Below are 6,088 nucleotides of genomic sequence, written 5' to 3'. Positions count from 1 at the left end.
AGGCGTAATCATAAATCTGCTCAAAATCTTCGCAATCAGCCAGTAAGCCGCACAGCACCAGCCAAATAATATCGCTTAGCTCGTGTAGACAGCGCCCCTCCACCCGATAGTCCGTTACCTGCCAAAAGAAATCCGCTACTTCTTCTTCCATCCCCAAAGGTCGCTAACTTACCTTTTGGTGCTTTTGCCCTGACTACAAAAGGACCGACTTGCGTCGGTCCTTTTTTTGTCCTCATTTTACGCAAGAAGTAGCGCGAAGCTTCCATTTCGTGCGCGAGCAAAGCGAGCAGGCGGGGCCACACGGCATGAACAAAGATGCTCGCTCTGCTCGCGCACGAAGTGGAAACTTCGCGCTACTCGTGGCTGATGCGCTGCGTCCAGCGGCCGGTGGCGGCCAGCACCCGCACCACGTACAGGCCGGGGGCTAGGGTAGCCAGCGCTACGGGCCCACCGCCGGGAGGTAGGGCGGCCTGCGCGGCCAGCCGGCCCTGGGTATCAAATACCTGCACGGTGGCGGGGCCGAGGCTGGTAGGCAAGCGCACCTGCAGCTGGCTCTGCGCGGGGTTGGGATAGAACTCCGGCGCGAGCGGCTGAGCCGCGGCCAGCACCTGCTGCTGGTAAGTAGCGGCGGCGGCCTGGGCGGCGGCTTGCAGCTCGACCAGGGTGGGCGCAGCCAGGATGGCAAATACGACCGTAGTAGAGTCGCCAGGGGCCAAGCGCGGTACCAGCGTGCTCACCACCTGCGACACATCGCTAGCCGCCGTGGCCGTGCCCACTTCGCGGTGCGCCCGGTTGAAGCCACCGCTCAGGGCCAGGTATTTCTCGGCGGGGCTAAAGCCATCGCCAAAATAGATGGGCGTGCCGGCGGGGGCCGCATTGTTGATGGAGTACACCCCGGCCGGGCGGGCGCCCAGCACTTGCACGCCCGCGTACACGGCGGGGTTGAGGGGGTCGTAGCAGTAGCCTACGCGGTTGGTGGAGTCCCAGCGGGCCACGTTGCGGGCCGTCTCGCCGGGCAGGTCCCAATCGGCAAACAGACCGGCGTACAGCGGCTTGAGGGTATCGGCGGTGAGGTTGCGCAGCGTATAGTCGAGCAGGATAACGTTGCGGCGGGCGGCGGGGGCGGCCCAGCTTTGGCCGTGCTGGCGCACGCGCACGCCCACCGAGCGTGGCCGCTGCGAATCGGGCAGCGAGTCGCGAAACATGCCGCTGGCCTCCTGGTCGGCGCGGGGACCGGGCACCTGGCGCTGCGTTTGCGTCAGCACGAAAAACGACTGCCGGTTGGCCCCACTGCTGCTGCGCAGGCGGTCGGAAACGCGGGTGGGCGAGGTAGCCAGCAGCAGGCCACCTTCGCTCAGCAGCGGCGTGCTGTTGCGGTAGCTCACACCCTGGCCCACAGCGCCCGTCACGTCGTCGTAGCCGATGGTGCCCTGGCTGGTGAGGCTCAGGCTAAGGTCGCCGGCATCGAGCTGCACGTAGTCGGGGTTAAGCAGCAGGTTCAGGTACTGGTCTGAGTGGAAGCCATTGGCCGCCGTGATGCGGTAGAGCAGCGTAGCCTTTGTATTAAGCGGGATGCCCGTAGCCACTACGGCCAGGCGGAAGGGGGTAGGGCTATTGGTAGCCTGCGCCAGCGTAGCCAGGCTGCCCACCACAAAGCTGCCCTGCCGCACCGTGAGGTAGGGCGAGAGCGAGGTGAGCGTGACCGTGACGCTAGTTACCGGCAGCAGCAGGTTGCGCACCGTGATGGCCAGCCGCGCCGTATCGCCGGGCAGGTAGCCGGCCTGCGCCGGGGCCAGCGTATTGCTCACGATGCGCACCTCGCGCTGGGCCAGGGCAGCCACGGCCCGCGCGATGTTGAGGCGGCCCGTGCCCAGGTAGCCGCGGTAGTTACTATTAGTCTGCACATCATACAGGCTGGTATCGGCGCTTTGACGCAATTGGGCCTGCACCTGCTCGGCGTTGAGCTGCGGAAACCGGGCCCGCACCAGCGCCGCAGCGCCCGCCACCAGCGGCGAGGCGAACGACGTACCCCCACCGCGCGCATAGTCGGCATCGACCTTACCCCCTCCTCCGTTCACGTTCGAGCCACCGGCCACGGTAATCCGCACACCCGGCGCGGCTAGGTCGATGCGGTGGCTATAAGTCGAAAAGTCGGCTTTGGCGTCGTTCTCGTCAGTAGCCGCCACCGACAACACGTGGTCGTACGAAGCGGGGTAGAACAGCAAATCAGCCGGCGTGTTGCCGGCAGCTGCCACCAGCACCGCGTCGCGGTTCACGGCCGCGTAGGTGCACACATCCTGCTCGAAGCGCGAATAGCCTCCGGCCCCGCCCCACGACATATTGATAACCTTGCAGCCGTGGTCGGCGGCGTACACAATGGCCTCGTAGCCCGCAAAAGCGCCGGTAGTAGTACCCGGAAACACCTGCAAGGGCAGGAATTTACACTTCATCGCTACCCCCGCCAGGCCAACGCCATTGTCGGCCTGCCCGGCGGCAATGCTTGCTACGGCCGTGCCGTGGGTAGCCAGGTCGTTGTAGAGCGGGTCGTTGTTATTATTGGAAAGGTCCCAGCCGTGGAAGTTGTCGATGTAGCCATCGCCGTCGTCATCTACCCCGTTGATGGGGTCGGCGTAATTATACTTGAGCTGGTGGCGAAGCTCCTCGTGCATATAGCGCATGCCGGTGTCCGTAATGCCAATTACTACGCTCGTATCGCCCTTCGTAAAGTCCCAGGCGCGGTAGGCGTGGGTCAGGCGCAGGCCGTACTGGCTATTGCCCGTCGAATCGGCAAACGGGTCATTGGGCAGGTACAGCGGCTCGCGGATGTATAGCGGCTCCACATACTCTACTACGCCCGTGGCCAGCAGCACCGTCCGGGCCTTAGCCAGCGACAGGCCAGCGGGCACGTGCAGCTCAAATACCCGCCGCAGGTCTACGCTGCCCTCGCGCTCACCATCAGGTGCTTGGCTAGCAGGAAACTTCTGCGCCAGGCTCGTTGCGTGCAGTGCCTTCAGCGCGGTTTGCAGGGCGGGCAGCTCGGCCGCCGGCGCGCCCGCCCCGGCCCGTAGCTTGAGTACCAACCGGCCCGGTATGGTGGGGGGGGTAGCAAGCGCCGGCACCACCCCTAGCCATAAGCTTAACCACAACAGCGAATAGAGTAATTTCATAGATAATCGGATAAGGAATAAATCTTGGTAAAGGTAAACTTGCGGGTAAGCTATCTACGAAAAAAGAGGCCAAACCCAGTGGAGTTTAGCCTCTTTTTTTATCGGTTTTAGGAGCTGGGTAGATTTGCTGATTTGCACACTAATCAGGGTGCATTCTTTCCCTTTATTTGTGCTATTGCGGCCTGCCAGGCAGCGGGCGATATTCCTACCCTCCTACCCCCACGCCACGGTAGCAGGCAGCCCAGCCTCGCGCGCCAGGGGCGCCGCCCCGGATGCATACAGGCCCGCCAGCACGGCCTGGGCACTATTGGCCAATTCCAGGTGGTAGTCGGGGTGCAGTTTTTCGGCTTGCTTCAGCGCGTCCTGGGTGCGGCGCACGAGGTGCTGGAGCAGCGGCTGGGTAGGGCCGTGCAGCCGCGCCACCACCGCCGGCTGGTGCTCAAATACGTTAGCCAGCAGCCGCAGGCTCAGCTCCACTTCGCCAAAGGCATCGTCCGTAATGCGGGCGTGGTAGGCCAGCCGCGCTTGCAGCTGCCGCAAGATAACCAACAGGTCGTTAGGCGTTTGGTGGTAGCCGCGCACGGGGTCATCTACTTGCTGGCGCAGGGCGGCGCGGCGCACGGCGAGGGCGTCGGGGCCTTCGAGCAGGCGGTAGGCGAGCTGCTCGGTCAGTACCGCATCCTGGGCCACGAGGCGGGTCAGTAGCTGGTCTTTTTCCTTCTGGGGAAGGCCGAGCAAGGCGCGGCGTAAAGCGGGGGGTAGGGCAGGCAAGTCTTTGAGTCAGGAATTAATAGTTGAGAATTAAGAATTACGCCGGTTCAGGCTGGCATGAAGTAATTGCCATAGACTCAGGCCAGCAACCACAAACAGCAACAAAATCAGTAAACGCCAAGGCCGCTCACACAAGGTTTCTAGTTGTTGCCAAAAATCAAGTAGTAGCTGATTTAACGTAGGCTTTGCAGGTAGCGGAGGCATTATCCTGATACATTCACCCATAAATAATGGGGATGAATGAGCTGGGGAGGGCTCATTGGTAATAGCATAGAATGTGGTAGGCTCGTGGTGAATATTCAGAAAATATTTTTTCTGGTTGGTGTAGTTCATAATGTCCAACACCTTCACCAAGTTAGCATAAGTAGCACCCGGCAGAAAGTGAATGCGGACGCCACCGGCATGGTTAGTATCGGCAATTATTTTTCGTATTGCTGACTCAGTAGTGGCAGCGCTAAAGAAATCAGGCAAGCGATTGCCGCTGAATTCCACGTTATGCCAAGGCCTCAATTTCTGTAAGACACTCGCTCCAACAGTTTGAAGTGGTGTAACATAAGGCTTAAAATCATTTACCGCCTTGGGCTCTGGATACTTTTTCAAAAAGCTCAAATAGCTTGTGTCAACTTTTAGAGGTGGCATGGTGATTTGCAGCACATTCCACCGCTTAAGCTGCCCCGCCCACGGCCGTAGCGCTTGGCAACCCAGCAACAGCAGAAACCCCAGCGCCACCCAACCCGGAGGCAGCAGCAAACGACGACACACCTGACGCGAAATCAGCATAAGCAACGGCGGGCTGCTTGGGCTGCTCCTACCCCCCCGATGCCGGCCGATGCCAGAATGCACAAAAAAGCCCGCAGCCGGGTGGCTGCAGGCTCTCTTACGAACTTATTGGAGGCTTACTCCGCGTCGCCCTCAGCGGTCAGGGTTTTGCCCTGGTGCTGCATTTCGGGGAGCGTGAAGCTGGCTTCGCTGGGATTTGATAGCTCATCGGGCACGTTTTCGGCCGAGGCGGGGGCAGAGCCCATCGGGGCCTGCATATCCGAGCGCATCGAGTCGTCCATCATATCAGCCATTTGCTGGCCGCTGTTGTCGTCGAATACCTGGCCGGCCGTTTCGCGGTTCAGGAAGCTGTCCGACTCCTTTTCGGTGGCGGTGCGAGCGTCTTTCGAATCTTCGTTTTTGGGTTGAGCGGCGGCTTTGCCATTAAGGTCGTTGCCGGGCGCTACTTGTGGAATAGAGGCCATAGGAATTAGTTGTTATCGTGTTCTTTATCGTTGTTTTCGGCCCAGGTAGCCTTGGGCTTGCCCCCGGCGTAGCGCGGGTCGTCGTCGGCCCAGGCGGTGCGCTGCTCGTCATTTTCAGCACCTTGGGCGGCATGCACGGCAGCCGAATCCTGGTTTTGAGTCACGTGGCCGCGCTGGTCTTCGGGCCGGGCGGGCGCCTTCTGGGCATCTTCGGGCTTGCGGAGCTCGCTAAACTCGTCGGGGTTGTCGTTGGAGCCATCGCGCCCCGAACTGGCCGGCTTATCGGCCGTCTCGGCCTTGCCAAAGTCGCCGTAGGCAGGCGTACCGGCTTCAGCTTCGTGGGCGGGGTCGTTGGGGTTGAGGTGCGCGGTAGCGGCGCGTTCGCGCTGGCCATCGGTTAGCGGATGATTCTCAGAGGAGGTACTCATGGGAGGGGAGGGATAGCGTCAGGAAGTGGCCGGGCCAAGCCCGACAGGTAGTGTACTCTAATTTGCCGGTTCTCGTTGCTGACTCCCAATTTTTGGCCGACCATTTTTGGGGGCCGGCACGTACACGGCTCACTCATTTATCCTAATAAACCACTCCAACTTTCTCATGAATATTAGCCATAACGCTACTAACCAAGAGTTTACTGCCGGCTCCGGCGACCAACAGGCCGAGCTGGCCTACTCGCTACCCGCCGCGGGCGTTATTGACTTCGTGCACACGTTTGTGCCCGAGGCCCAGCGCGGCCAGGGCATCGCCGAAGCGTTGGCCCAAACGGCCCTGGGCTACGCCCGCGAGCAGCACCTGCGCGTGCGCACCAGCTGCGAGTTTATGGCCAGCTACGTGCAGCAGCACCACCAGCAATACGCTGATTTGCTGGCTAAATAAAGCGGGTAGGGTAAGCTTTAGCTTGCCGTTTTG

At 61.1% G+C, this 6,088-nt stretch carries 7 protein-coding genes; 1 reads left to right on the top strand and 6 read right to left on the bottom strand.

Translation table 11 applies throughout. The features are described from left to right. From E4631_RS27075 to E4631_RS19360, 6 genes are all read right to left on the bottom strand, one after another. Positions 1-151, bottom strand: a 151-nt coding sequence (locus E4631_RS27075; protein ID WP_135318615.1) for a transposase family protein, incomplete at its 3' end; no start/stop codon positions are given. A gap of 202 nt (positions 152-353) precedes the next feature. After that, positions 354-3,167, bottom strand: a complete 2,814-nt coding sequence (locus E4631_RS19380; protein ID WP_133657849.1) for a S8 family peptidase — start codon at positions 3,165-3,167, stop codon at positions 354-356. A gap of 213 nt (positions 3,168-3,380) precedes the next feature. Next, the gene (locus tag E4631_RS19375) at positions 3,381-3,905 is read right to left on the bottom strand and encodes a hypothetical protein (protein ID WP_133657848.1); all 525 of its coding nucleotides are present in this window, start codon (positions 3,903-3,905) and stop codon (positions 3,381-3,383) included. Between the two features lie 63 nt (positions 3,906-3,968). Continuing rightward, a complete protein-coding gene (locus tag E4631_RS19370; RefSeq protein WP_133657847.1) occupies positions 3,969-4,718 on the bottom strand; it encodes a hypothetical protein in 750 nt (249 codons plus the stop codon). Between the two features lie 116 nt (positions 4,719-4,834). Next, positions 4,835-5,182, bottom strand: a complete 348-nt coding sequence (locus E4631_RS19365) for a hypothetical protein (RefSeq protein WP_133657846.1) — start codon at positions 5,180-5,182, stop codon at positions 4,835-4,837. A gap of 5 nt (positions 5,183-5,187) precedes the next feature. Continuing rightward, positions 5,188-5,610: a hypothetical protein gene (locus E4631_RS19360; protein WP_133657845.1), complete on the bottom strand. Its 423-nt coding sequence runs from the start codon at positions 5,608-5,610 to the stop codon at positions 5,188-5,190. 166 nt (positions 5,611-5,776) lie between these two features. Between E4631_RS19360 and E4631_RS19355 the strand changes: the two genes are divergently transcribed. Then, the gene (locus tag E4631_RS19355) at positions 5,777-6,055 is read left to right on the top strand and encodes a GNAT family N-acetyltransferase (protein ID WP_133657844.1); all 279 of its coding nucleotides are present in this window, start codon (positions 5,777-5,779) and stop codon (positions 6,053-6,055) included. Positions 6,056-6,088: the final 33 nt, after the last annotated feature.

It is taken from the genome of Hymenobacter sp. UV11, assembly GCF_004684095.1.
GTDB lineage: Bacteria > Bacteroidota > Bacteroidia > Cytophagales > Hymenobacteraceae > Hymenobacter.
Note: the sequence above shows the minus strand (reverse complement) of the source record. Positions and strands in the feature narration are given on the sequence as shown.

Bases quoted from the DNA above. Each gene is read 5' to 3' on its own strand.
- E4631_RS19380 (WP_133657849.1), bottom strand. From the start codon at position 3,167: ATGAAATTACTCTATTCGCTGTTGTGGTTAAGCTTATGGCTAGGGGTG.
- E4631_RS19370 (WP_133657847.1), bottom strand. From the start codon at position 4,718: ATGCTGATTTCGCGTCAGGTGTGTCGTCGTTTGCTGCTGCCTCCGGGT.
- E4631_RS19365 (WP_133657846.1), bottom strand. From the start codon at position 5,182: ATGGCCTCTATTCCACAAGTAGCGCCCGGCAACGACCTTAATGGCAAA.
- E4631_RS19360 (WP_133657845.1), bottom strand. From the start codon at position 5,610: ATGAGTACCTCCTCTGAGAATCATCCGCTAACCGATGGCCAGCGCGAA.
- E4631_RS19355 (WP_133657844.1), top strand. From the start codon at position 5,777: ATGAATATTAGCCATAACGCTACTAACCAAGAGTTTACTGCCGGCTCC.